We start from the raw sequence: 22,843 nt of genomic DNA, 5'->3' as shown, positions 1-22,843 counted from the left end.
GATATATCACGCTACCTAAGGTCGTTGTGATAGAGGTCCTTGTTGACGTTGGATTGCCAGTATCGAGAGCGGCGACCTTTACCATCGATTTCCTGAAAGTGCCCATGTAGAACGTTAATTTAGAGGACGGGGAGCTGGTGCGAGAAACGAGATGGTAGTCCTCATCGAGCTCATCTCGGAGGTGGGGTCGCCCGTTTCAGAGCCGACTACTTTTGCCACAGGTCTGCTGAAAGTACCCACTTTCCTGACTTCCAATTTAATTTTTGTTTTTTCCATAACATATAGGGTTTATCTCTTAAAAATACCCCTTGCAATAGCCAAAGAAAAATCTGTTATTTGAAAACCCGATTTACCGATGTAAAATGCCGAAAATGATCAACAAAAAAACTTTCAGGATCCACGCACTAGTCTGGTCTCTCTTCATCATCTGGGAAACGGTTATCACGAACCTATTGTACGACATGAGCGCGCCCGTAATCAACTATTTCGTTCATTACGGTATCACCATTGCCCTGTTCTATTTCCAGTCCAACACCGTACTGCCCTGGTTGGGTAAACGGAAGGGACAATGGCTTTGGATCCCGCTCTTTTGCATCCTCTTCCTACTGACCTATATCGTAGCCCATTGGGCAGGTGAAATCTTTCTGACCCACCTATTAGACAAGCCTATCAAGCCCCTGTATGGCATGACTTGGCAAAGTTTCCTACGCAATGGCTACCGCGGAATGTTCTTCATTGGCTTCTCTACGGGTTATTATTACCTGTACAGCTTTATCGCCCAGCGCAGGCATGCGCAGGAGCTGGAAAAGCAGCAGCTTTTAGCCATCATCGGCCAACAACAAACTCAAAGAGAGCTTGACCTGATGCAGACTGCCTTCCTAAAAGCACAAATCAACCCGCACTTTTTGTTCAACATACTGAATTATATCCACTTCCAATCAATGAAATCCGCCCCCCAGATCAGTGAGGCGGTGACTAGGCTGGCCAATGTGATGCGTTTCGCCTTCGATATTGGACATACCGACGAAACGGTAAAACTAGGCGAAGAGCTCGCCCAGATCGAAGATGTGATCTACCTCTACTCCCTCAGAAAAAATACTGGCACACTCGAGCTGGATTATGAACTGGCAGTGTGCAACCTGTACCTGATTCCACTGGGCCTACTCACCTTGGCCGAAAATTGCTTCAAACATGGCGACCTTAGCGAAAGTAATGCCCGCATGCAGCTATCACTTGAAGATGGACAGTTACAGATTTCTACATGGAACAAAATCGCAGCAGAAAAACCAACCATATCCACCCATACAGGACTACAGAATCTTTCCAAAAGATTGCAGGCTACCTATGGCCAAAACCATCATTTTAGCTATGGTCCTGATGGCAACGGAGGATTTAGCGTGCAGCTACAGATAGCCCTTGAATTGACCTTGCAACCCGTTTCCAGTGCAATAACAAATACTGGTACAACTGTGCTTCCCTGACCCTGGCATATTCGGGAAATCTGCGGTTCACATGCATATGAATAAAATCAGCCAAAAGCTGCTCACTTTTTTCCTGTGACGCCAACCTACTCACCCTCTCCCAGGCCGACAACAACTCCTCTTTCGGAAAGGCCGATAGGCCGGGTTCTCCTATTACACGCCAAGATTGATTCATGGCCTTGAACACCACATGATTCCAGTTCATCTCGCTTGCAAACATTTTTGCCATCTTTTCCAGAAATTGCCCTTGTTCTTCCAGCTCAAACGCAGCAGACACCATTCCCCAAATCCAGCCATAACAACACGACAGCCGCTGCTCCTCGTCCATCTTCATTTCTTCCAATGCCGACACGCTATCTAGTCCAAAGAACCTTTCGGCAAGCTCCATTGTTAAAGCTCCGTAACGTTGCCACTCAGGTGCGTAAGCACGTATGACCGTATCTCTGATGCCATAGCTACCTAGCCAGCTTCCAACTTCACCCATTAGCGCCCAGCGTGCACCATCTTGCACCCCGGCTTTCCATCTGATGCGCAGCCGGATATGCTTTTCGGGATCACCATACAGGATATAGAACCAGTCCTCGATTAGCTGCGCATACTTAGATACCAAAGGTCCCACTAGTTCCGACAGAACCAAAGGCTGGTGTTGCGTTGCCGTATACAGTGACAGATACAGCCATTTTCCACCAATTTTCCAAGAACTGAAATCATTAGGTGGCTCAAAGGAATTTATCGGCGCATAGATTTCCCGATTATGCCCCAGCACCAGCTGCAACTGATAAGCAAAACGTTGTCCGGCACCATCCACCATACCCTTGGCCCCACCAGCGGCCCATTCACAAATGTAGTCCATGTTCGTCTCCCTCGAAAGGCTGTCCAACAAGAGCTGCCGGTCCGTTTCTCTTTCTATATCCAGGCAGAGATACTGGTCGGCCCTGCCAGCCCTTACCCATCTGGACACTTGAGCTTTCAAGAGCCAGTCTTCCAGTAGCGCAAGCGATTTTTTAGCAGAAGCAGGCACCTTCCAACGGGCAGGTTGCAGCAACAACTTGCCAAACTTTAAGGCTGGGTAGTAATCCATCCCTGGAAAACGTTGAGACAAATCTGGAAGGAGCTGATGATGTACCCCCTGGTACTGCAGATCTGCCAATAGGCGCAGCAGTGGGTGACTCGACCGCAGGATATTGTAGGCCGAAGCCATTTTCGGTACCACCCTACACTGGTGCTGCTTACTATAAAGCAGTACCTCACCATCAGCCACATTGATAAAAATATCGGACAACTGCAACTGACAGGGATGCGTTGACCAACCCCCTAATACCAATTCCATTTCATATAGCTGTGGGCGACGATTGATGTTGTCCGTGCGCTCTCCCGTCTGATAGGCAATATCAAAGAACTTCACGCCCGGGTTTGCCTGGGCCTCGAAGGCTGCCAGACTACCGGCAAAGGTCCCAATCATGTCATCGCTACCAAACCTGCCTAATAATGTTGTGGCGCTTGGTCCCCCGATATGTTCCAAGGCCCATTGCCGATTGCCCGCCGGCTGTAGCAGCACACTTAGCGTATTGGGCAATACCGTAGATTCATTTTCTTTGCTCACAAATCCCTTCAAATCTATCGCCTTGCCACCACCATTAATCATCCCGTTCAGCAAAAAGCGTGACAGCCCATCTAAAATTATTTGTGGAGCTTCTAGCTGTCGTTTGGGTAGTAATACTTCCATATCTTTATTCTTCAGATTGCAAACCCCTGCATAGCCTAGGCCCTTGTCGGGATCTAATACCATAGACAGCGGTTGCCACTGGTTTTCATAGCGACGGCTAAAAGCCTGTGCGAATGCCGAAAGATCCGCTAGGGGCGGACTTGGTATATTTTGCTGGGCAAAGGATATATAGGTCAAAAGCTCTCTTTGCAAAAGTGAATCACAGAATCCCTGCTCGGCATGGCGAAAAGCAATGGCATAGCCATCCGTACCCAGCGCAGCATCCTCCTTGCCATCTAAGCGCCCGAAATAATCTTGCCCCGTCAGGTTCGGGAGGCTACTATTCATCAATACCTGAAGCTCCAAAAGCTGCGCCATCAGCTCGCGGTAGATGTACCAATCTTCTCCTGCAAAACTTCTCAATTCCCTCGTCGAGCGCTCCTGTCGACAGAAGTCCAGCAAGTGGTCCAGTTCTGGGAAACCTTCCAACGAAAACAGTTCCGTTTGATCCTCGGTCGCTTGAAAAAAGTAATGTACCCCCTGAACGGTATACAATGTCGACTGTACTCGCCAGCAAAGCTCCTCTGCCCAAACTGCACCGCCAACCTCAGAAGCCAATCCTTTAGCTCTGCTCCAATCCTCCAAGTGTATCACTGTGGTATCTGTTGCCAGCATTGGTTCAGCTCCCGAATCTCCAAACCAGGGCAACAGGCCCACCGTACAGAACCTGCCGTAGGGCACCGGACGGAACTTCGCCCTATTGAAATATCTTTCAACGCTTATGCGCGTGCGCCCTTCTAGTGACGAGGATTTCAGATTGGCTATCTTTTCGAACAGAGCTGGCGAAGCTTCACCAATTAAGGCCTTCAACTGCGCCCAATAGTCTTCGAGCCTGCCTTCCCTTGGAATGGTACAGGCCCTGCATACGCTGTATTTTTTAATTTCCATACACCAAAGCTAGGCTTAGAAAGGAAGGGTAAAAAATAAGGGGAGAGTTGATCCAAAAACCTATCCAAAATCACAAATAATGGCAATTCACGTTTAAATAGAAGCATTTCGCAAGGCAATAAGGCTGTTCCCCATAACTATCGGAAAGACCAGATACGATTTCAAGCGTTATTAGGTTAGGTATCCAATGGTAGAAACTTTCTCACAAGTTGTAGAAACTCCTAAAAGAAAGGCAGGAATCTCCCGAAGGAAATCCCCACCTCTAAATTAACGCTCTCAAGACAAATATACCAAAACGTTATAACTATACAAGTACAACCGTTAATTCTAAATCTCATTAGATAGCCTCGCAAATTTATTTCTGTACTCAATTGGCGTAAGCCCGGTAAGTTTCTTAAAAATATCCCTAAATGATTTGGTATCGGTATAACCAACATCAAACATAATTTCGGTCACGTTTTTTCTCGAAGCTTCAAAAAAAGTTTTGGCCGCTTCAATTCTTACTCTTTGTATATACTCTAATGGGGTGTTGTTAGTGGCTTCCTTAAATCTCCTTTCAAAAGTTCTACGACCTGAATTGATGAGTTTCGCCAACGTTTCTGTAGATATTTTATCGCTATAGTTTTTTTCGATGTAGTCCTGCACTTTTTGAATATCTTCATCTCCATGATTTCTTTGGCCTTTGAATATGGCGAATTGAGATTGGCTATCTCTCCCCATGTCCAATGCAAAGTATTTTGAGACCATCACGGCCACTTCCCTATCTGCAAATTTCTCTACCAGGTATAAAATCAAATTCCACAAGCTACTGGCTCCACCACTGCTATAAATATTATCATGTTCTGTAATAATTGCCCCATCTTCAACCCCCACATTCGGATATCTTTCCTTAAACTCATTAATATAGGCCCAATGGGTAGAACATTTTTTGCCATTGAGCAACCCTGTTTCCGCTAAAAGGAAAGCACCAATACATAAGCTGGCCAAACTTGCGCCTTGGTCATGCAGCTTTTTAAAATAAGGAATGGCTTCTGCGTTAGCTTTAATGCCCTTGGACATATCACCAAAAGTAGGTGGTATGATCAGCAAGTCTGTTTCGGTTACATCTTTGAGCAGGCGATTGGTTTTGATCATGTATTCGCCATTGTTGGCAGGTACATATTCGTTTAGACCAACATACTCCACGTTGAAAATAGGCTTTTTGCCAAATGTGGTCAAAAACTCATTGGCGGTATGAAAGGTCCTAAACGGTGGGGTTACGGCTTCAATTACGCCATATTCAGGCACAAAAACAGAAATCTGCATATCAATGAATATTATGGAGCTACAAGGTAAAAATTATTTTGTCACAATTCACCCCTTATTTGTCGTTTTTGCAACAGCTGTATCTTTTACTTCCACCCTATCTTTGAAATATCAAATCAATCTAAAAAAGAGAATGACACAATTATCAAAAATTACGGTAGAAGCAACAGTGAATGCTCCCGTAGCAAAAGTATGGGAGGCTTGGAATACGCCAAGCGACATTATGCAATGGAACACTGCCGATCCAGCTACCTGGCACACGCCAAGCAGTGAAAACGATTTAAGGGTTGGCGGAAAGTTTAAAAACAGAATGGAAGCTAAGGATGGAAGTGTTGGTTTTGATTTCGAGGGGATTTACGACCGCGTGATTCCACATGAGGAAATTACCTACACCATGGGCGATGGCAGACAAGCGACCACATTGTTTACGGAAAAAGATGGCAAAACTCATTTAGCCACCACTTTTGATCCTGAAACTCAAAATGACCCTGAATTCCAAAAAGCAGGATGGCAAGCCATTTTAAACAATTTCATTAAATACGTTGAAGCGAAATAGGTTATGAAAACTCACAAAATTATCTTTTGGATAGCCACCGTCATCATTGTACTTTGGGAAGGCGTTATGCCGTTGAGCACTGTCCTATTTATGCCCGACTATGTAACCGCAGGCACTAAACCATTGGGCTATCCTGATTACTTTGCTTATGCTTTGATCATCTGTAAAGTACTTGGCTGTTTGGCCATTGTGTTTCCTAAAACACCAAATAAATTAAAAGAATGGGCCTATGCAGGACTTACCTTTAGTTTGATCTTCGCCTTCATCAGCCATGCTTGCGTAGATAAGAACATTGCCTATATGCTCATGCCATTAGTAGTATTGGCCATCCTAATGGTCTCATACGTGTATAACCTTAAACTTAAATCATAATCAACATGAAAAGTAATTCAGTTTCCCTACATAGGGTAATTAAAGCAAGTCCTGAAAAAGTATTCAGGGCATTTGCCGATCCACTAGCGCATGCTACCTGGTTACCGCCCTACGGTTTTATATGTACCGTACAGCAAATGGATTTTAAAGAAGGCGGTCAGTTTAAGATGACCTTTATCAATTTCAGTACGGGCAATGGGCATTCTTTCGGTGGAACGTATCTTGAGATCAAACCAAATGAATTCATTAAATACACCGACACTTTTGATGACCCTAATTTGCCCGGCGAAATGACCACTACCATATGGTTGAACAAAGTAATTTGCGGTACTGAATTGAAAGTGGTGCAGGAAGGGATTCCGGAAGTAATTCCTGCCGAAATGTGTTATTTAGGCTGGCAGGAGTCGTTGGAGAAATTGATGAAACTGGTAGAGCCAGAAATTCCCGACGCTTAATATTCCCACCATGAGTGCGCCTAACTGTGATCAATTAGTGAGTGCTGTTTTCCTTACCTTCTCTGGGAACTGTAAGGGGGCACTCACTTTTTACCAAACCTGCTTTGGTGGGACATTGCATTTTGAAACTTTTGAAAAAGGGCTACAAGACTATTCGGAAGCACCTGTAGTAAGTGCATCACTTGTTTCCGACACCATCGTTATCCATGGTTCTGACCTGGTACATAACGAAGGTAGGATACCAGGAAACCATATGGCCATTTTTATACAATGTCCAAATATTGAAACTAGAAAAGTACTCATTGAAAAATTGGAATTTAACAAAAAGACTTTTTTTACCAGAAACCATGACGAAAAGCTCATTGAAATTACCGATACCTTTGATATCAGGTGGATATTGTATGTTTAACAACTGGTTCAGATTTTATAAACAAATTTCAGCTAAAATTAGCTGTGCTATTCCTTTATCGAAATAAAGGTTTCCACTTCTGCATTATCGCCATCATAATATTTTTTGCCATGTATCGTAAAATCAGCTTTGTAAGCACGCTTTAGTTCTTTATCTGCCCAAATCTGTAACCAAGTATTCAACACCGCTTCTGGCATTTTGCCTTTAGATACAAACTTCTGATACTTCGTGGTCTCGATGCTAATTCCCACAAAGCCTTTGGGAACCTCTTTCAGAGAACTAACAGGCAATCCGACAATTACGGTATAGGGACCCGTAAAATCTGTTTCGTAATCTGTATAAACAGCATAAATATCATCGTTGATTTTGTTAGGGATTTGCTTTTGGATTTCCTCTCCCCAAAACTTTCCCCATAGTGACTCGATGTCCTTCATAGATTGCCCATTGGCATTGGTTGTTCTTACAGAAATGCCAATGATGTTAAATTTCTCGATGGTTTGATCATTCATATTTTTTGATTTTTGTTCCTGAGATTGTACCCTTGTAGGGGCAACAAATAGTGCTAGAAGCACCAAGCTGTTAATGATTATTTTCATGACTTCATTGAATTTTGATGATGTAAACCTATGAAGCACTAATGACAACCCTATGGCAGTATGTTTTTTCCGGCTCGCAAAAATTTTAAAACTGCCACAGAGCAAAGAAATTAAAACTCACCAAACCTTCCTTAAACAACTAATAATCAATACATAAGATTTCTTTTACCCTCTGTAACAAAGCAGAAAACGCACAGTCTTAATTTAGAACCAAATAAACCAACCTAATCATCAGTTTACCTTTACAATAAGGAAGCTGACTATTTAGACATTTCTAAACTAAACAAATATGCTATGCGCTATTCATTACTAATTGCCCTTTGCATTTTTTGCACTTCTTTCGCAGCAAATGCACAAAAGACAGATACTGTTTTTATCTCAGAAAAAAACATCAACCCCAAAGTTTTACGAGAAGGCACCCACCGATACCTTGTGTATTTTAAAATGAACAAGGATTCTGTGCGAACGCAAACCCAATTTTGGACAAGAACCATCAAAAAGACTGATTACAATGGCGTGCCAGCTATTGAGATTGATCAGGTATGGGAAGACAAAGACAGCATTATGCACATCGTAAAATCGGTTTCTGATGCCAAAACAATGAAACCCTTATACCATAGAACATGGTGGAAAAGACAAGCTTCCAGAACATCCACTGCAAAAGTGGTAAGCCTTACTATTGTTGATTTTATAAATAAAACCGTTGAATACAATGGGCATAAATTAAGTGATACAGATACAGAAAATCAAGCAAAAACAATATGGGAAGGGTACAAATCATCTCTAGATAAATTTTTCCTGAACTGGCATTTAGATCTGGAAACCTTTCCCCTACTACCCTATAAAAATGGGGTAACCTTTGTTGTTCCATTTTACGATCCTGGTACTGCATCTAAATATCAAAAGGTTGCTTATACTGTGAGCGGCAGTGCACAATTAATTGGTTACGATGACCAAAAAATTGATTGTTGGCTGCTTACGCATGAAACCAAAGGCAACAAGGAAGTTTTCTGGATCAGTAAAAAAACAAATGAGGTATTGAAATTAGAGCAGGAAATCAACGGAAAGCTTTACAGATATAAAATAAAGTTAGGCTTTAGTAATTAACATATACGGAATGAACCCCTATGTGTCTATGTGGTTATCATTTTCCTTTAGGTTTAAAACCTATAAATGAACCACATAAACACATAGCAAACTTAATAGTAGCTAATATTTGCATTATTAGTTAATATCCGTTTTTTCAACGTCGTAATTTACGCCAACCCTTAAAGCCTTCAAACCACTTACTCCTTGCAATTCTTCCAACTCAAGCATTTCTAAGTCATCTAATAAAAGTCCTTGCTTTTGCAGATAACCAATATAAGTTTGGTACTCATTTGCCTCAAAAATATTATAATAAATCATGGCAATTTTTCCAGGCTGCGTTAACCTTTCTTCTTTGTCCTTGATTTTAACTTTATCTATTCGCTTTTTAATGACTTCATACCGGATGTTGTAGCTTCCTTCTACATCAAAGCGTCGTTCATCGTTCCTAAAACTAATATCTATTGGGTTCGAATGTATAAAGATAAGTTGGGTGGTTAACAATGGCTTTTCCATTTTATCAACTAAACGATTGGTCAAACGGGCAATATCCACCATTGACTGCAATTGCCAAAGCCGCATATTTTTAAGGAAGAGCATGTCAAAAGGCACGTCAGGTGTAATGCCTTGCCCAATGTAAATATCATATTCTACTCCATCAGTACGGAACTTCGCAAAATAAAATGGAAAGGCTTTCTGCAATTCTTCCTGGGCACTTTCCAAATACTCCCCTACCGATGAATTGATAAACTGCATCGAGGTTTCCAAAGTCCTTCTGTTTTGGTATGCTATCCCAGTATCGGGATTGATACTTTCAAAATATTCATCCACAATTTCCTTTGCCAAAGGATGATTTTTCTCGACATGTTTAAGCACAGGATACACGTCAAATTCCAAAAATTCGTTTAACGAGTCTTCTTCGCTGGAACTGATAAAATTATCGGTCTTTTCCAACCAGTTTTTACAACTGTATAGAATTTTGTCTATAAGATCAAGTTTAACTGTTTTTTTCAATGCCACCAGCGAAGCGCTCAACTTATCTAACTGAATCTTTAAATCGTCTTTTAATGCTTGGTTCCGCTCAATGGTAGAGTTCCTGATATCAATGGCCCCGAATAATGGATATAGGTTTTTAAACGTGACGGTCTCCATATTCTGGGCATTTTTATTTCCCTTGTTTTTCTTGATGAATTCCCATACCTGCTCGTTAAACTTCCATTGTACCGAAGGTTGTAAAGCTGTGAATTTATCTTTAAGTACTTCATCCATCTTCGCGTTGAACTCCTCTATACGGTATTGGAATAGCTGTCCTAATAGCGGCATGGCCGAATGTAAACGCGAAAGCAACATTTCATCTATTAACACCTCTTTTTTGGAGTATATTTCTAATATGCCAACCAACTCGGCATTATAAAAAACAGGCAAAATAGAGTAGGATTTAATACCGCTTTTTCGGATAGCCTCCATAAATGGGGTTTTCTCTACCTGCTCATCGGTAATTTTATTAAAGAAAATGGGTTGCGGATTGTTTTTATATAATTCTAATTGCTTGTAAAAAACACTATCATCTACTCCGAAATGTTTACCCGCGTTAATGAGCAAACTCGAGTCATCATCAACATCGAGAATAGGTTTGCCATTAACCGTAATTAGTGGTAACAAGCCAAATTCTATATCGGCATTCCCTCCCAAGGTTCTTAAGGTTTGTATCACATGTTGATAGGCCTCTGTTTGGTAATTATGGTTCACCAAAGCTTCTCTAATTCCATCTATTGCATGTTGTAGCGTTACATCAGTTACAGAGATTACGGTAAATCCATCGAACTTGAAATCGCTTAGGGGCAATACCTCGTGCAAAAGCTCCAAACCTCGTTCATCATCTACAAAACCAGAAAACTGCTCAAAATTGAGTACAGGCAGTTCCTTTTTGTTATAGCTAATATCTACAAACTGGGTATCTACATTAACATTATAATATTGCGTAAGCCCTGTTTCCGGATTGTTGTAGGCAAAACGCATTTCGTTGTTGGTAAGTGCCGAATAGTTATAGTAGCGTTTTAAAATAACGTTATAAATGAACTTGATCTGGTCTTTTTCTTTTTTCTTTTGGTACTCCCCTCCTCCAACTTTACTGTGTTCTTCTACATTTTTTTGAATGAAGTCATAAAGTAAATCGGTACTAAAGAAAATTTGGTCTGGAACCGGTGTACTCAAAGCCCAATACAATTCCTTTTCATTGGCCATTAGGGGCGTTAAAATGGTGAAGATAAGCTCTAAAGTATCTCTATACTGAGCCAAATCGTCAACCATCAGATTTTTTGCCAATGCTCCTTCGTTTTCTATCTTTTCCAACAAAAATCTATAGAACTCTTTTTTGATGGTTTCTTCGGTTTTTAATCTTCTTTTTAAATAAGCAACCAATGGCCTAAAAGACAGATTCCACTCTATCTGACAAGCAATACATTCATTCTTATTTATCTTGATAACGTTGGTGTTCATTACTTAAAATCTAAAATTCATTGAAAATTGAGGATACCATCCCTCTTTTGAATAAGCGGCAATTACCCTTAAAATGGTTAATTGTGCTGGCGAGAAGTATAAGCCTCCACCAACACCATGGTGCCAAGTATTCGAAGCGTCATCTTTTGCCCATACCCGTCCCACGTCGTACAAACCCATTAGTCCTACCTGTCCAGGCAACACATAGCTAATAAAATCACCCAATTTGATCCTTAGTTCCAAATTATTATAAAAGCTATGTTTGCCCGCAAAGCGATATTGTCTATAGCCCAATAACGTTCCTTCGCCTCCCAAATAGGCATACTGATAAAAAGCGGGATTGCCTACTGTTGCAGCTCCACCAAATCTGTTGGCCAATACCAAATTTGCACGTCCATCTAAATTTTTATACAAGGCAATGGAACCGTTAAACTGAGCAAATGACCTTGCCGTAGTATTTACACCTTGATAGCCCAATAATTTAAAATCAATATAACTACCCAAGGTTGGGAGCAATTCATTGTCTCTGGTGTTATTGATGAAGTTAACAATTACTCCTGCGTAAAGCTTTTCGTGGTTGATTACCAAACGATCAGAAGAATTTAGTTCCGATGTATTGTTGATGAATTTACCTTGGTTATCTTCTTCATCAAAAGTATAGAATTGAAAGCTTGGCCCTACACTAAACGTAGATTTTGGCCTGCGCCAACGCAAACTGGTTTCCAGCTGAAAGAGGTTCATTCGGGTGCGGTAGTACCTGATGTTTTTATCAAAAGAAGTTTCGTTACCTACCCCAAAAAAGTTACGGGTATTATCAGGTGCCTGCACACTTGCATGCACTACCACATCGGCATTACCCATGGCTTTCAACCAATCGCCTGTGTATTTAAACCTAACCGCCGAGGTAGCAAAGGCATAGAGCAAACTAAAGGATTGCGAATTGCCATAAGGCTGTTTTCTAAAGCCCGGATTGGTAATGTTCATGAATGCACCTAAAGAAAAGCCATCATCTACATTATAGCCCACATTAGGATATAGCGATGTTCTGCTATATAAATCTTTTCCCAAATAAGTGGCATTCCCAGTGTCACTTGATAGTTTGATGCGCAGTTTATGGGCATCCTCTCCATCAAATATGTTTTCATCTTTAAGACCAAACAAACGTACAGATTGACGAGAAGCGGTTACATTGTACACTTTTTTCCCATGCCCAGCAATAATTTTCAAAGTAATGGGCGAGGTTTTATTGTTAAGATATACGCTGTCATTCCCGTCTCTCATGTATAAGCGGATTTGTTTTGTAATTTTAGGATTGAAAACGCGGCTGAAAGTTACATCTTTTACATTCCCAGACTTATTAATTTTATACAGTTCTACTTTTAAATGACCATCTGGCAATCCATTAATTTCGGCCTTTTCATTTTTATGGCTTGCTTGTACATCCACAATACGATTAAAAAAATGATAATATTCATTCATCACCTTTGGAATACTAGCCTTACGTTGTTTGAGTTGCGCCAAAAATTGCTCATGTCTTAAAGCATAACTTTCTTTGGGCAATCTTTTTAAAGCTTCCTCGAAAATCTCGTCGGTAAAAAGGTCGCAAAACTCTTTTACATCCTTGTCCCATTGCTCTTCGGTATATTGCGACAATAATTTGCTGTTCATCGCTCTACCTTCCCATAAAAACCAATTCCCGTCTTTCAAATCCTTTTCTATGCCCTGCATCATAGGTAACATATCTGATTTTTGGGCAAAACGTTGTATTTTTCCATCGGCCCTAAAAAATACTTGATCACGGTCTCTTGGGATGGCGATATACTTTAAGCCTTTCTTGGTACTGTCGGCTTTCCAGCGCCATTGGTCTTCGTGCCTATCCCAATCGCCAAGCAGTACATCCAAAGCTTTTGCTCTCAGGTACAGCTTGGCATCGTAGGTGTTATCATTATCCTTATCTAGTTTTTTAAACATTTTGGCCGTATTGTCCGAAGGTCCAAGAGGGTTTCTTTCTTCCAACAAACATATGGTGTTCTCAAACAGCGGTGCATAATCACCTAAATTTTCATCTGGAGAAACCAAGCCTATCATGGGATTACTATGCGGCACACCTGCAGTTTTAGCTAAAACAGGTACAACCAATGCTGTAAATGGATGTTGTGAAGCCATGTTATCACGCATTACATCCTTGGCAAAAGTATTTCTTAAGCCTTGCGGCAATAATACTTCGGGGTATTTTTCAACACTTCGTAGCACATATTCCTTGCCATTTTTATCGGCTAACCTTAGTGAACGAGATTGATTTCCACCACCTAATTGTGTTGGTTTTAGGCCACCTTCAATTTCCGAAATACGAATGACAGGCAATTTGGTATCCGTAGCATAGTCTTTCCGATAATTATCTCCAAACAGGTAACGATGGAACCTGCTTACGCTATCAAACGATGGCTTTACTTTTACCATCACACTATCTGCAGTAATCACCTTAGCTACTTTTAATGGGGTATTTTCTACCTGCTGAAACGCCTGTGTATAGCTAAAAACTTTGTTTACTCCTGTATCGTTGTAAGTATAGTACTCATAACGCATGTCGTTGTTCATCAACTGATCGGCTACTACATAACCATTTTCGAAACTATGGAACAGCGAGTTTTTTCCTAATTTATTGGGCGAGTGCTTTGCTCCAGCGCCACTCACAATCTGAAGTTGTTTGCTTTTAATCAACTGCAAACCATGCTCATGCCCCGCAGCATAAACCACGTTAGGCACCTCGCCAAAAACACCGTTTACCTTTTCAATCATTTCCTTATACAAAGGATGTTTCATATCCTCTGGATTTAAAAAAGTTGTTCTTAAAAAAGGATATAGAGAACCAATAATAGGCAAGGGAATGTATAAATTATCATTGAGCGACGTAAGCGGAAAAAGATGGTTTTTAAAGGTAAAGTAACCTCCATGCGCCCCATAGCTCTGAAATGGGTGATGAGAAGCCAGAATAATCATTTTATCCTTGTTTTGGGCAAGGAGCTCCCGCATCCTCATCACAACCTCTTCTTTGCTATTGCACTCGCAATCCGGATTAGATTTATCGTAAGGGAAAAGCCACCATTCACTATCATAGGCAATAATGGTCAGTTTATCGGTAAGGTTAATGGCTACTGGATTTGGACAGCCACTATCGGGGATGAGTTTTAGCAAAGGGTCGTTAAAAGAAGCTAGGAATTGTCCCTGTGCCTGAATTTTTGCCAAGCCATTAGGTCCAGATTTATCCCAATCGTGATTACCAGGCAAAAAATAAACCGCAGCACCATTGGCTCGCATAGGTTCAAATTGCGATTTTAAAATCTGCTCGGTTTCCTTAACATTACTGCTTCCAGGCAATGCCATCCCCGTTGGGTAAATGTTATCGCCCAAGAAAAGAGCGGTCGTTTTTCCTTTGATGACATGATTTGCCGCACTTTTCAAAGACTCCAACTGGCCTGTGTTCATTTCTCCAGCATCGCCAATTAAAATGACACGGTATTTCACTTCTTGTTGCGCAAACACAACAAAACCAATTAAAGTAAACAGAACAATTAGCGTAATTTTTTTAAGCATAAGCTACTTTTTAGTTCCTTTATAATCAAATCGCAAAATATTACCATATTGAGTGTCGTTCCCTTCGTTAGAAATAAATAAGTTTCCTTGCTTGTCAAAGGCAATTCCTTCTGGTTGGTTAAATGTGTTTGAGCTTAAATGATAAGCCGCCTTAATTTTCCAATGTTGGTCGGCCACCACCAATGCCTTATTGATGGCAGAAACGATATACCACTCTTTGGTGATGGGATGTTGGGCTAAGGCAGAAGGGCGAAAAACTCCCTTTTTTCGGCCCGTTAATTTTTCTAGATTACTGGCATCTACATTAAAATTACTGGCCAATGTAAAACGTCCATCATTTTGCATGTTCAGGATAAAACCACTGGTGTTTTTTGAGCCCTTATCTTGTTTGCAATCTTTACACAATATATAAAGCTGTCCGGTAGCGGGATTGGCATACATGCTTTCATATTCTCCCTTGGGTAAAATTGATTTGGTTTCCACCACGTTTGAAGCTTCTGCTTTTTGGGTCTCCGCAATAGGAAACGAATACAAGTCGCCATTACTTTTAAGTACAATCACTTTATTTTTAGCGATGGCAATATCCTCGTAATCGCCATTTTTGGCAAACTTGGTAGAAGTATGCTTTTTTGAACCCAATGGAAGCATAAAAACTCTACCTTCTTCGTCCTGCTCTGCATAAACGGTTGCATTATTCCCATTTAAAAAAGCAATACCCGATATTTCCTGCAATACATCTGGCATGTTATATTTTTGTGGAGCAGCTAGATCATAACCTGGAGGATTTGCATTCTTTTTTGTCTTTTCCTGCGCACAAGAAAGCAATGTAATGGTACAACCAAAGCCACATACAAGGACTAAAAACAAAAATTTCTGATATTTTTTGATGGCGTAATTATTCATGGTTATGCTTTGTTTTTTAAATATTGATAAATGGCGTATTGCGATTGAACCAAATCACCTTCCACTGGAACCGGAATATTGTTCATTTCTTCATCGATATACACCGCTTGTACATTATCGTTTAGTTGTAGTGATAGTATCTCCTTAAGCTCTGCCTTGATTCCATTATTCAAAATAGGGAAACAAACTTCAATTCTTCTGTAAATGTTCCTGCTCATCCAGTCCGCAGAACCCAGAAACATTTCTTCACTGCCGTTATTATGAAACAAAAAGATTCTACCATGTTCCAAATAACGGTCAACAATCCGTCTGACATTAATATTTTCCCTTGGCACCAATCTACAAATCCCTCTGATAATGAGATTGATTTTCACTCCCTCATTGGCTGCTTCATATAATTTATTAATCATCACTTCCTCTTCCAAATTGTTTAGTTTAATAGTGATGGCAGCAGGCTGTCCCAAATTGGCAAATTCAATTTCACGCTGTATAAGCTCCAAGAATCTGGCTTGCAAGTTAAATTGCGCCACCAATAAATGATTAAACTTAATGAGATAAGGGTTTGATGGCTTTTCACGTCTGGCCAAAAACAAGAACAACAATTCGAGTTCGCGCAACATGTCTTGATGAGCCGTCATTAAAATATGATCGGTATAAAAATTGGCAGTGGTTTCATTAAAGTTTCCAGTAGCAAACAAGCCCGTATACTGTATCCTAATACTGTGCTTACGTTTTACCAAAGCTACTTTCGCATGAACTTTCAAGGCGGTTACGCTATAAATAATCTCCACCCCAGCTGCCTTCATTTTTTTCGCCCATTTGATGTTGTTGGCTTCATCAAAACGTGCCTTCAGTTCCACCAACACTGTCACTTTCTTACCGTTTTTTGCAGCAGTAATCAAGGCATTTACAATTTTCGAATCGCTGGCTACTCGATATAGCGTGGTGTAAATTTCGGTCGTCAATTCATCAGTGGCAGCTTCATTGAAAAAACGCAATACACTATCATACGATTGGTATGGCGGATTAATGAGCAAATCTTTCTCGACAATTTGCTGGTTCAGCGTAATGTCTTTTCTAAATGCTGGATAAACTACTTTAGGCCATTTCTCATTGCTCAACTTGGCATCCTTAATGGGAAAACTTCCCAAATCCTTCAAATTATGATACCTTCCTCCTTCCACCACATTCGCATGCCCAATATTTAGCTGCTGTATCAAAAGCATTAATGTTGGTTGTGGAATACCAGGCTCGTGCAAAAATCTAGTGGCCAAACCCAAATCACGTTTTTGGATTTGCTTCTCAATCAAATCGGCAATATCGACATTATATTCATCCTCCAGCTCCATTTCGGCATTACGCGTAATCTTAAAACTGTAGCAACCATTAATTTTCTTGTTTTTAAACAGCAACGGAATATTTTGACGAATAATATCATCGATGATCAATACGTATTTCTCTCCGTCAACAGTAGTTTCGTAAAAACGAGATAGCTCATTGGAAGGTATATTTAGCACATGGCTGGTCATTTTCCCTTCGATTTCTACATTTACCAGAAAATAGAGTTCGTTGTTATTTGGGAAAAACTCCGTTTTGGAATTGGATATTTCAATTGGCTGAAGAAATGCCAGAATGTTACTTAAGAAATAATTGCTTAATTCATCATCTAATCTTTCAGGAATAGCCTCGTTATAAACAAAATGAATTCCATGAGCTTTTAATTGGGGCAACACCGTACTTTTCAATATGGACCCAAATAGTTCCTGTTGCTGATGAATGGTTCCGGTAGCTTGTTTCAGTAAATTATCCTGCTGTTGGATGTCGTTACTCTCCTTTTTGCTCAGCTTTTTCAGAGCCTGCAAAACAGGCATACGCACTCTGTAAAACTCATCCAAATTGGAGGAATAGATAGACAGAAATTTGATTTTCTCCAAAAGTGGCGTGGCATCTCGTTCTGCTTCTGCCAATACACGCCCATTAAAGGATACCCAACTCAAATCCCTATCGAACATAGGTGTAGCCACACCAAGTATATTAGGAGAATTTACCATAAACGGCAGAGAAAATAATATAAGCCAGTACTGAAGTGATTAAACCGAACATAAAAATATTATAGGCAATTCGAATGAGCTTATATTTTCGGCCCAAAACTACCCCTTGCGAATACACATCCTTGATCAAGGTGCCATACAAAAAATCTCGATCAGCCATTACCTTTTCCATGCTATTATGATATTCTTCCAGCGGCATTTTGTAAAAATTACCGAAGAACACCAGGTTTACTCTTTTCTGGTCTACATCTTCTTTGGTAAAAATGCCTTTTGGAATACTCGGTCTGGTAGCCAATATAGAGAACACGATACACGATAAACTCACCAACAACAATATAAAAGTAGGCACTACCAAATAAGCATTATCTTCGAGGCGGCGCAGCAATAAACTCACAATCAACGATAGTATAATTGAATTAACCGTAATGAGCAATTGGGCCTTATTATCGGCCATATCGCTCAAACGTTGGTTATTAGCCGAGGTGATACGGAACATGGTTTCTACCCCCTTGCTTGGTAGTGAGTCCTTATCTTCTTTAGTAAGCTTATCTGCTTTTTCCTTTTTTTCGTGCTTCAATTTAGTAGGGGTAAAATCTTCTTTGTTTGCATCTGCCAAAACATCTTCATTAAACTTCTTTTTAAGCTTAGCGATATTCTTGTTTTTTTGCGTTTCAAGTAACAACCTACAATAATCGGTATGGTACTGGTGGCTTTCCAAAAACTCGATGTCCTTCAAACGCCAGCTTTTCTTACTGATTTCTCTCCCGCAAAGCTGTTCCACCTCTTTATGCAATAGTTTTGATCTTTCGCTAAAATCTTCGCTTCCCAAGTGAAACAAATCTGCATCGCATAAAATGCGCTCATTTAAATTGTTAGGGCTTTGCGGTAATCTGGTAGATAAAATAGCGCTCTTTATTGCAGCTATCACCTCTTTGCTTACCTGGTAATTGGTCAAATAAGTCTCCGCATGCTCCGCTCCTTTTTCTTCATGCGATCGGGTTTCTATAAAATATCCTGTATCATGAAACCAAGCACTGGCATAAACGATAAAAAAATCATCATCTTTTAACTGATAATGATTCGCTATTTGTACCGCGGCCTGAACCACTCTTTTGGTATGCGCTAAATTATGATAAACCAGATCAGCATTATGATGGCCGTTAAAATAATTGACCACATAAGTTTCTATCTCTTGCTGTAGTTGATGGTAATTCATGTTCTACTAATTTGTCTCAAAAATAAATATTAAGCAGGGATGAAAGCTAAATAAATTACAAAGCCAGGCACACATCCCTAAAAATTGTATGCATCAACCTCCTTAATTACTAAGTTACCACAAAATATGCTTCTGTGTACACGAAAAGGTGACAATAAAGCTACAACATCAATGGTCCATGCACCAGATAATCCGTTAGTTTACTAAGAAAGGGCATAATGACGTATCCCATTTTCTTTCAATAGGAATACTGCATGTTGCCAATTCAATCATTAATAAAGAAATAGTACACAGCGACTTTATCAACCATGATGGTTTAGGAAATTCCAGCAACCTAAAAGGTTAGTATAAAACATCAGTTTTGTTACCTATTTCCTAAAAAGTATATCTTATTTTAGCTTCTAGATTTAACTTAAAAAAGTTTATGAAGAAACTACTAACCTTATCTCTGGGTTTTCTTTTGTCAACACCCATGTTTGCACAAGAGAAACCACAATGGATGAGATATCCAACCATTTCTCCAGATGGCAGCACCATCGCTTTTACTTATAAAGGCGATTTGTATAAAGTGTCTAGCAATGGAGGGAATGCACAACAACTCACTTTTCATGAGGCCCATGATTTTATGCCTCAATGGAGTAAAGATGGCAAGCAAATTGCTTTTGCCTCCGACCGCTATGGCAATTTCGATGTATTTGTGATGGATGCAAACGGTGGTCCAGCCAAAAGATTAACCTATCATTCTGCTGACGAAGTTCCATTTAGCTTTTCGTCAGACAATAAGTCTGTAGTTTTTGGCGGTGTAAGACAAGATGCCGTTAACCATCGTCAATTCCCTACCGGCTCCCAACCCGAGCTTTATTCGGTACCTACTACTGGCGGCCGCATCTCACAAATTTTCACTATTCCAGCAGAAGCTGTACAAAGCAGCAAGGATGGTTCAAAAATGATTTACCACGATAAGAAAGGTGGCGAAAACGAATGGCGTAAACATCATCAATCGTCTATTGCTAGAGACATTTGGGTGTACGACAAAAAAACCGATAAACATACTCAAATCACTAGTTTTTATGGTGAAAATAGAAATCCGGTGTTTGCAGATAATGAGCAGAGCATTTACTATTTAAGTGAAGAAAGTGGCACTTTCAACATTCACAAAATGCCTTTGAAAGAAAAAGCAAAGAATGAGCAGATTACCAAATTCAAAAATTTCCCAGTAAGGTTTTTAAGTGCCGCCAACAATGGCACCTTGTCTTTTGGTTATGATGGTGAGCTTTATACCTTAAAACCTGGATCAAGCCCTCAAAAACTAAATGTAACCATTAACACCCAAGAAAAAGCCAACAATGATGGTTTTATCACTATTAACGGTGGTGTAAGAGAAATGTCTGTATCTCCCGATGGGAAAGAAGTTGCCTTTATTGCTCGCGGTGAAGTTTTCGTAACTTCAGTGGATGGTAAAATGACCAAAAGAATTACCAACACACCAGAACAAGAACGCTTTGTAGAATTTGCTCCAGATGGAAAATCTATTGTTTATGCGAGTGAGCGCAATGGCAAATGGCGCATTTACGAAACTAGGAAAACCCGTAAAGAAGAGCCTTATTTCTTTGCTGCTACCCTGCTGGAAGAAAAGCCTTTAGTTAGCAATTCAAATGACAACTACATGCCTGCACTATCTCCAGATGGCAAAAAAGTGGCTTTCATTGAAAACCGCAGGACATTAAAAGTAATGGAGATAGGCAATAAAAATACTGTAACCTTGCTTACCCCAGACCAGCTTTTCTACATGCAAGACGGTGACCAATATTTCACTTGGAGCCCAGATAGTAAATGGTTGTTAGCTACTTACAAGCCAACCATGTCTAACGGCGAAGTGGTATTATTGGATGCTTCAGGTAAGCAAGCCATGAAAAACTTAACCAAAAGTGGTTATGGCGATGGCAGTGCCAAGTGGGTAAATGGCGGTAAACAATTGATATGGTTCAGTAATCGTGATGGTATGAAAGCCCATGCTAACAGCGGTTCTTCACAACGCGACGTTTACAGCCTGTTCTTAACTAAGGATGGCTGGGATCGTTTCAACTTAAGCAAAGATGATTTTGCACTGCTAAAAGACATGGAGGCTACTGAAAAGAAAGCCAAAGAAGAGGCCGCAAAAAAAGAAGCTAAGGACCCTAAAGCAAAACCGGTAAAACCAGATTCGACAGTAGTATTTGATTGGGATGGCTTGGATATGCGCAAAGCCAGATTAACAATCCACTCTTCTTCATTAAGCGATGCTGTACTTTCGAAAGATGGCGAAAAGCTTTACTATTTAGCTAGTTTTGAAAGAGGAAGTAATTTATGGAGCACCAACCTGCGCACTAGAGAAACCAAAATGGAAATTCCATTAGATGGCATGGGAGGCAGTCTTTCATGGGATAAAGCGCAAAAGAACCTCTATTTATTAAGTGGTGGTCGTATTTCAAAAATCAACACAGACAACAACAAACGTGATCAAATAAATATTGATGGTGAAGTAGAAGTTGATGCCGCAGCCGAAAGAGCTTATATGTTTGAACACGTATGGTTACGCAACAAAGGCATGTTCTACACTCCAACCATGCATGGCGCCGACTGGGATGCCTTAAAACCTGCTTACGCAAAGTACATTCCGCATATTGGTAACAGCTATGAATTTGCTGAAATGCTATCAGAGCTATTGGGAGAACTGAATGTATCACACGCGGGAGCTCGTTTCAGCAGAACTATTCCTAACGCCGATGCTACTGCGTCATTAGGTGTTATTGCCAGCTACAAACATCAAGGCGATGGTATTTTAATTGATGAAATACTTTCTGGCGGGCCATTAGACAAAGCTAAATTAAGTGTAAAACCAGGAATGATCATTGAAAAAATCGATGGTGTATTGATTGAAGCAAATCAAGATGTAGCTAAGTTTTTAAACAGGAAGGCTGATCAATTTACATTATTGGAAATTCTTGACCCTAAAACTAAAGAAAGACAACAAATAACCATTAAACCTATCAGTCTTGGCGCCGAAAACCAATTACTTTACAGACGTTGGGTAAGAACCAACCAAGCCGAGGTAGATAGCCTAAGCAAAGGACAGCTTGGATACGTACATATCCCTGGAATGAGCGATGGCCCATATCGTAACATTTATGAAGAAATGATGGGTAAGTTTGCCGATCGTAAAGCTGTAATTGTCGACACCCGTTTTAACGGTGGTGGTGACTTGGTATCAGATTTGGCCATGTTCTTCACTGGTCAAAAATTCTTGGATTATGCCACTGAACAACGTTCTGTGGGTTCTGAGCCAACTTTTAGATGGACTAAACCAACCCTAGCCATGTTTAATGAAGCTAATTACAGTGATGGTCATTGCTTTTCATGCGGTTATAAAGATCTAGGCATTGGAAAAACGGTAGGTATGCCAGTACCGGGCACTTGTAGTTTTGCAGGCTGGGAAATGCTTCCTGACGGAACCCGTTGGGGCTCAGTTCCAATCAGCGCAAAAAACAAAGCTGGCCAATGGTTAGAGAACAACGAAACTAAACCAGATATTCAAGTAAAAAACATGCCTGGTTTAATAGACAATGGAAAAGATCAACAACTTGAAGTAGCCATTGCAGAGTTGCTTAAAACAGTTAAATAAACCAAC

General features: G+C 40.4%; 15 protein-coding genes. 7 read left to right on the top strand and 8 right to left on the bottom strand.

Annotated features, from left to right (window positions below):
* Positions 1–371 precede the first annotated feature (371 nt).
* On the top strand, positions 372–1,481 hold the full coding sequence (locus tag ABDV71_RS09285) for a histidine kinase (RefSeq protein WP_343532168.1): 1,110 nt from the start codon (positions 372–374) through the stop codon (positions 1,479–1,481).
* Here the strand turns inward: ABDV71_RS09285 and ABDV71_RS09280 are convergent.
* Both ABDV71_RS09280 and ABDV71_RS09275 read right to left on the bottom strand, forming a co-directional pair.
* Positions 1,393–4,134 (bottom strand): thiopeptide-type bacteriocin biosynthesis protein, encoded by a 2,742-nt coding sequence (locus ABDV71_RS09280; protein ID WP_343532167.1) that lies wholly within the window; start codon positions 4,132–4,134, stop codon positions 1,393–1,395. The two genes, ABDV71_RS09285 and ABDV71_RS09280, sit on opposite strands and share 89 nt — an antisense overlap.
* Positions 4,135–4,461: 327 nt before the next feature.
* Positions 4,462–5,439 (bottom strand): helix-turn-helix domain-containing protein, encoded by a 978-nt coding sequence (locus tag ABDV71_RS09275; RefSeq protein ID WP_343532166.1) that lies wholly within the window; start codon positions 5,437–5,439, stop codon positions 4,462–4,464.
* Between the two features lie 133 nt (positions 5,440–5,572).
* Here ABDV71_RS09275 and ABDV71_RS09270 point away from each other — a divergent pair, with 133 nt between their 5' ends.
* The 4 genes from ABDV71_RS09270 to ABDV71_RS09255 are packed head-to-tail and all read left to right on the top strand — an operon-like array spanning position 5,573 to position 7,231.
* Entirely contained in the window at positions 5,573–5,995 is a 423-nt protein-coding gene (locus tag ABDV71_RS09270) for an SRPBCC family protein (protein ID WP_343532165.1), read from the top strand.
* A gap of 3 nt (positions 5,996–5,998) precedes the next feature.
* Positions 5,999–6,367 (top strand): DoxX family protein, encoded by a 369-nt coding sequence (locus ABDV71_RS09265; RefSeq protein ID WP_343532164.1) that lies wholly within the window; start codon positions 5,999–6,001, stop codon positions 6,365–6,367.
* A 5-nt stretch (positions 6,368–6,372) separates the two neighbouring features.
* Complete coding sequence (locus tag ABDV71_RS09260; protein ID WP_343532163.1) at positions 6,373–6,822, top strand: SRPBCC family protein; 450 nt, start codon at positions 6,373–6,375, stop codon at positions 6,820–6,822.
* A 10-nt stretch (positions 6,823–6,832) separates the two neighbouring features.
* Positions 6,833–7,231 carry a glyoxalase gene (locus ABDV71_RS09255; protein WP_343532162.1) on the top strand — a complete coding sequence of 133 codons (399 nt, stop codon included), beginning with the start codon at positions 6,833–6,835 and terminating at the stop codon, positions 7,229–7,231.
* Positions 7,232–7,278: 47 nt separating this feature from the next.
* Here ABDV71_RS09255 and ABDV71_RS09250 read toward each other — a convergent pair whose 3' ends face one another.
* Entirely contained in the window at positions 7,279–7,827 is a 549-nt protein-coding gene (locus ABDV71_RS09250) for a GyrI-like domain-containing protein (RefSeq protein ID WP_343532161.1), read from the bottom strand.
* Between the two features lie 294 nt (positions 7,828–8,121).
* Here ABDV71_RS09250 and ABDV71_RS09245 point away from each other — a divergent pair, with 294 nt between their 5' ends.
* Positions 8,122–8,934 carry a hypothetical protein gene (locus ABDV71_RS09245; RefSeq protein WP_343532160.1) on the top strand — a complete coding sequence of 271 codons (813 nt, stop codon included), beginning with the start codon at positions 8,122–8,124 and terminating at the stop codon, positions 8,932–8,934.
* Between the two features lie 117 nt (positions 8,935–9,051).
* Here the strand turns inward: ABDV71_RS09245 and ABDV71_RS09240 are convergent, their stop codons facing one another.
* The 5 genes from ABDV71_RS09240 to ABDV71_RS09220 are packed head-to-tail and all read right to left on the bottom strand — an operon-like array spanning position 9,052 to position 19,176.
* Entirely contained in the window at positions 9,052–11,412 is a 2,361-nt protein-coding gene (locus ABDV71_RS09240; protein WP_343532159.1) for a hypothetical protein, read from the bottom strand.
* 3 nt (positions 11,413–11,415) lie between these two features.
* Positions 11,416–15,006 (bottom strand): metallophosphoesterase, encoded by a 3,591-nt coding sequence (locus ABDV71_RS09235; RefSeq protein WP_343532158.1) that lies wholly within the window; start codon positions 15,004–15,006, stop codon positions 11,416–11,418.
* A 3-nt stretch (positions 15,007–15,009) separates the two neighbouring features.
* The gene (locus tag ABDV71_RS09230) at positions 15,010–15,909 is read right to left on the bottom strand and encodes an SdiA-regulated domain-containing protein (RefSeq protein ID WP_343532157.1); all 900 of its coding nucleotides are present in this window, start codon (positions 15,907–15,909) and stop codon (positions 15,010–15,012) included.
* 2 nt (positions 15,910–15,911) lie between these two features.
* Complete coding sequence (ppk1, locus tag ABDV71_RS09225) at positions 15,912–17,960, bottom strand: polyphosphate kinase 1 (protein WP_343532156.1); 2,049 nt, start codon at positions 17,958–17,960, stop codon at positions 15,912–15,914.
* Entirely contained in the window at positions 17,944–19,176 is a 1,233-nt protein-coding gene (locus ABDV71_RS09220; protein WP_343532155.1) for a Pycsar system effector family protein, read from the bottom strand. The genes ppk1 and ABDV71_RS09220 overlap by 17 nt, the downstream gene beginning before the upstream one ends.
* A gap of 424 nt (positions 19,177–19,600) precedes the next feature.
* Here ABDV71_RS09220 and ABDV71_RS09215 point away from each other — a divergent pair, with 424 nt between their 5' ends.
* Positions 19,601–22,837, top strand: a complete 3,237-nt coding sequence (locus ABDV71_RS09215; RefSeq protein WP_343532154.1) for a S41 family peptidase — start codon at positions 19,601–19,603, stop codon at positions 22,835–22,837.
* Positions 22,838–22,843 lie beyond the last annotated feature (6 nt).

It is taken from the genome of Pedobacter sp. (assembly GCF_039594775.1).
GTDB lineage: Bacteria > Bacteroidota > Bacteroidia > Sphingobacteriales > Sphingobacteriaceae > Pedobacter.
The sequence above is the reverse complement of the archived record's forward strand: the minus strand, read 5'-3'. Positions and strand labels throughout refer to the sequence as shown.

Coding starts and splice junctions, on each gene's coding strand:
- ABDV71_RS09220 (WP_343532155.1), bottom strand. CDS start 19,176: ATGAATTACCATCAACTACAGCAAGAGATAGAAACTTATGTGGTCAAT.
- ABDV71_RS09240 (WP_343532159.1), bottom strand. CDS start 11,412: ATGAACACCAACGTTATCAAGATAAATAAGAATGAATGTATTGCTTGT.
- ABDV71_RS09250 (WP_343532161.1), bottom strand. CDS start 7,827: ATGAAAATAATCATTAACAGCTTGGTGCTTCTAGCACTATTTGTTGCC.
- ABDV71_RS09270 (WP_343532165.1), top strand. CDS start 5,573: ATGACACAATTATCAAAAATTACGGTAGAAGCAACAGTGAATGCTCCC.
- ABDV71_RS09265 (WP_343532164.1), top strand. CDS start 5,999: ATGAAAACTCACAAAATTATCTTTTGGATAGCCACCGTCATCATTGTA.
- ABDV71_RS09235 (WP_343532158.1), bottom strand. CDS start 15,006: ATGCTTAAAAAAATTACGCTAATTGTTCTGTTTACTTTAATTGGTTTT.
- ABDV71_RS09285 (WP_343532168.1), top strand. CDS start 372: ATGATCAACAAAAAAACTTTCAGGATCCACGCACTAGTCTGGTCTCTC.
- ABDV71_RS09260 (WP_343532163.1), top strand. CDS start 6,373: ATGAAAAGTAATTCAGTTTCCCTACATAGGGTAATTAAAGCAAGTCCT.
- ABDV71_RS09245 (WP_343532160.1), top strand. CDS start 8,122: ATGCGCTATTCATTACTAATTGCCCTTTGCATTTTTTGCACTTCTTTC.
- ABDV71_RS09255 (WP_343532162.1), top strand. CDS start 6,833: ATGAGTGCGCCTAACTGTGATCAATTAGTGAGTGCTGTTTTCCTTACC.
- ABDV71_RS09215 (WP_343532154.1), top strand. CDS start 19,601: ATGAAGAAACTACTAACCTTATCTCTGGGTTTTCTTTTGTCAACACCC.
- ABDV71_RS09275 (WP_343532166.1), bottom strand. CDS start 5,439: ATGCAGATTTCTGTTTTTGTGCCTGAATATGGCGTAATTGAAGCCGTA.
- ABDV71_RS09230 (WP_343532157.1), bottom strand. CDS start 15,909: ATGAATAATTACGCCATCAAAAAATATCAGAAATTTTTGTTTTTAGTC.
- ABDV71_RS09280 (WP_343532167.1), bottom strand. CDS start 4,134: ATGGAAATTAAAAAATACAGCGTATGCAGGGCCTGTACCATTCCAAGG.
- ppk1 (WP_343532156.1), bottom strand. CDS start 17,960: ATGGTAAATTCTCCTAATATACTTGGTGTGGCTACACCTATGTTCGAT.